At 45.6% G+C, this 3,418-nt stretch carries 4 protein-coding genes and 1 pseudogene; all 5 read right to left on the bottom strand.

Annotation, left to right across the window (positions count from 1 at the left end):
- Positions 1-214: 214 nt before the first annotated feature.
- Positions 215-439, bottom strand: a complete 225-nt coding sequence (locus FTV03_RS17315) for a hypothetical protein (protein WP_000743213.1) — start codon at positions 437-439, stop codon at positions 215-217.
- Positions 436-1,173, bottom strand: a complete 738-nt coding sequence (locus FTV03_RS17310; RefSeq protein WP_001366550.1) for a recombinase family protein — start codon at positions 1,171-1,173, stop codon at positions 436-438. The genes FTV03_RS17315 and FTV03_RS17310 overlap by 4 nt, the downstream gene beginning before the upstream one ends.
- 148 nt (positions 1,174-1,321) lie before the next feature.
- The gene (locus tag FTV03_RS17305; protein WP_024160783.1) at positions 1,322-2,488 is read right to left on the bottom strand and encodes a tetracycline-inactivating monooxygenase Tet(X3); all 1,167 of its coding nucleotides are present in this window, start codon (positions 2,486-2,488) and stop codon (positions 1,322-1,324) included.
- 189 nt (positions 2,489-2,677) lie between these two features.
- Positions 2,678-3,271, bottom strand: coding sequence for a tyrosine-type recombinase/integrase (locus FTV03_RS17300; RefSeq protein WP_205779272.1), 594 nt, complete (start codon positions 3,269-3,271; stop codon positions 2,678-2,680).
- Positions 3,272-3,343: 72 nt separating this feature from the next.
- Positions 3,344-3,418: pseudogene (locus FTV03_RS17295) on the bottom strand (IS6 family transposase); the annotation flags it as partial.

Raw genomic sequence — 3,418 nt, 5'->3', positions numbered from 1 at the left:
GCATGTTCCGCGTCCTTGCAATACTGTGTTTACATACAGTCTATCGCTTAGCGGAAAGTTCTTTTACCCTCAGCCGAAATGCCTGCCGTTGCTAGACATTGCCAGCCAGTGCCCGTCACTCCCACTCGATTGTAAACAAGCACACAAAACCCTTTAGTGACAACAATTTGCAAGAACTATCAGGCTCAGTGCCATGAAAAATACCATGACCAGATCATGAGGTTGAACACGGCTTGCGCCGGCAGCGTTCACGCTCCTGGTCGGCGATCTCGCCCGGCTGCAATGCTAGCTCAGCATCGGTCATGCGCTCCAGCACGTCGCGTAGGCGGATGGTGCAAGGAATGGGCGGCAGCTCGAACTCATAGCCGCCGGCGATCATTTCGGCCGCAATCTCCTCGGTGATGAAAAACGGCTCGTCGTCTTGGTTCGGCTTCTTCATGCCCTTTCCTCCTGGCGCTCATCCTGGCCGACAGCGGCCAGGGCATCGGCTTCCGTCAATGCGTCCTCCACGAACGCGCCGTGCTGCTTCGCTTCGGCCTGGCTGACCTCGGCCCATATCCGTTTCACCTGGGCCGCACTGTACCCGGCCAGCTCGGCGGTCTTGTTGATGCTGTAGCCGGACTTGCGCAGCGCGACAACTTGGGCGCGGCGCTTCGGATCAGCACGGCGGCCCTTGTACCGCCCGGCCTGGCGGGCCAACTCAATGCCTTGGCGCTGGCGTTCGCGCCTGTCCTCGTAGTCGTCGCGGGCCATCTGCAAGGCCAGGCGAAAAAGCATGATCTGCACGGCTTCCAGCACGATCTTGGCGACGCCCTGGGCCTCGGCCGCCAGGTCGGATAGATCGACCACGCCAGGGACGGCCAGGCGTGCGCCTTTGGCCTGTATCGAGGCCACCAGGCGCTCGGCCTCGGGCAAAGGTAGGCGGCTGATGCGGTCGATCTTCTCGGCAATGACCACCTCGCCGGGCTGTAGGTCGCCGATCATGCGCAGCAGCTCAGGCCGGTCGGCGCGTGCGCCGGATGCCTTCTCACGGTAGATGCCGGCGACGTAGTAGCCGGCGGCCTTCGCGGCCGTAGTGATCGCCTCTTGGCGTTCCAAGTCCTGCGCGTCGGTGCTGACGCGCAGATAGACCCGCGCCACCATCGGCGCGGCTACTGGCTTCGTCCTGCGCATACTTGCGGGCTCCTTTGGGCATACTCAAATGCACCCATCTTAAACTGGCAGCTAATGTACAAAAGTTGATAGAAGCACACAAGTTCAATTTTGCACTTCTGCCCCACTATTGCAAAACTGCTTGTTAGTAGCCGTTTTTTCTTACTGTTTATAGATTCAATAATTTTTGAAACGAAAAATTGGGACTAAACATTTCGGTTTCGTTTTCTGTCGATTCGTCCTGCGTATCTTTTGCATAAACAAACATTTGTTGTTCGTAGTTTTCGATGGCATTTTCAATACTTGTAAATTCTCCGTTTGTAAGGTTTTCAGACAATATCAAAGCATCCAATAATCCCGTATTTACACCCTGTCCTGCAAAAGGCGACATCAAATGAGCAGCATCGCCAATCATTGTTATGGGTAATGGACGGTTACTTTTCCAATCATTGTTCAAAGGAAATTTCCTTGTGGGCAAGCATTGAAATGTTGATACCGAACGTATTAATTGTTTGTAAACTTCACTCCATTTGGAAAATCTTTTCAATAAAAAATCGGCAACGCTGTTTCTGTCCTGAAAATCTAAGGGAATTTTATTTTTCCATTCATCGGGCGTTTTAAAACTAATTCCTAAATACAATGCACCATTATTATTGGGATTGGCAAACAATAAAATGCCCTGATGTCCCGCCATTAATCGGTTGCCGTTGCATAGCTGAAAAAATCCGGGACAGTTTATTTCCGGTTGAAGAATATCAGCTTGGATGTTGAAAGTACCGGTTTCTTCAACTTGCGTGTCGGTAACAAAGCTCCTTATTTTCGACATTCCACCATTGGCAAGAATAACCAAATCTGCTGTTTCACTCGGTTTATTCTCAAAAGTTAGTGTCCACTTCTTCTTACCAGGTTCAAGCATAACAAGTTTTCTATCCCAAATAACCGTGTCGTTTTCTAAACTATTCAACAAGATAGCCCTTAAGTCATTTCTGTTTATTTCAGGATTGTCAAATCGATTTTCGGGCTTTACATTTTTTGTGGATAAAATATTGCCTTTTTCATCAGCAATATTTACACCCATTGGTAAGGCTAAGTCATAATAAGTTTGTAACAATCCCGCTTTTTTCATTGCTTCCTGACCTGAACCTTTGTGTAGGTCAAGGGTTCCACCAAAAATTCTTGCCTCTCGGTCGTTGTCTCTTTCGTAAACTGAAACGTCTATGCCGTTTTGCTGTAATAATTTTGCCATAGTCAGTCCAACGGGTCCACCACCAATTATTGCAACGTTCTTATCACTAAGTAAATTCATTTGTTTGTCCGTATCTATTCGCATTGTCATTCAAAAATGGCACATAACAAGTGGCTATACGCCAAATGGCGTATATATCCACTATATCTTATTTTGCTAAACCTTTCATTATCAGTGACAAATCCGTTTTCAACCGTTTACCGTTCGTTTCTACTCTCTCAAAAGGATTTATATTCATAGTGCTTTTTGTTAAGTTTTGCTCAAATATACAAATCCTTTCTATATATCTAACAAATCCATCGGACTTTTTAATTGTTCCATTCCCTTGGTGGTAATATGTGTATAAACCTCAGTTGTTTTACTGCTTGAATGACCTAACAACGATTGAATATAACGTAAACTCGTACCATTCTCAAGCAAATGCGTTGCAAAGCTATGTCGTAAGGTATGTACAGTAACTTCCTTTTGAATCTTTGCTTTTAAAACAGCTGCTTTAAAAATGTTTTGAATACTTCGGCTTGAGTATGCGCCACCTTTTTGACCTTCAAATAAATAATCTTTTGGTTTATATTCCATAAAGTATGTTCTTAAAATAATTAATGTTTTCTCAGATAAAATGGTATAACGATCTCTTTTTCCTTTTGACTGTTCTATACGAATTTGCATGCGCTTGGAGTCAATGTCTTTTATTTTCAGGTTTATACATTCAGAAATGCGCAAACCTGCCGAATAAATAGTCATCAGAATAGCCTTGTGTTTCACGTTTTCAATAGCGCGTAGTACCCGAATGGTTTCTTCTTCACTCATCACAACAGGAAGTGTTTTTTCTTTTTTTGGTCTTTCGATGAAATATGTTTTCCGTTGTCCACCCAAAACACGTTCGTAATAAAACTGGCACTGTTGCAAAGTTAGCGATGAGGCAGCCTTTTGTCTTATTCAAAGGCCTTACATTTCAAAAACTCTGCTTACCAGGCGCATTTCGCCCAGGGGATCACCATAATAAAATGCTGAGGCCTGGCC

The sequence above is a fragment of the Acinetobacter sp. YH12218 genome (genome assembly GCF_013417925.1).
In the GTDB taxonomy this organism is placed as follows: Bacteria; Pseudomonadota; Gammaproteobacteria; order Pseudomonadales; family Moraxellaceae; genus Acinetobacter; species Acinetobacter amyesii.
The sequence above is the reverse complement of the archived record's forward strand: the minus strand, read 5'-3'. Positions and strand labels throughout refer to the sequence as shown.

What these genes read in the sequence shown, in the direction of transcription:
- FTV03_RS17305 (WP_024160783.1), bottom strand. Translation starts at nt 2,488, where the DNA reads ATGACAATGCGAATAGATACGGACAAACAAATGAATTTACTTAGTGAT.
- FTV03_RS17310 (WP_001366550.1), bottom strand. Translation starts at nt 1,173, where the DNA reads ATGCGCAGGACGAAGCCAGTAGCCGCGCCGATGGTGGCGCGGGTCTAT.
- FTV03_RS17315 (WP_000743213.1), bottom strand. Translation starts at nt 439, where the DNA reads ATGAAGAAGCCGAACCAAGACGACGAGCCGTTTTTCATCACCGAGGAG.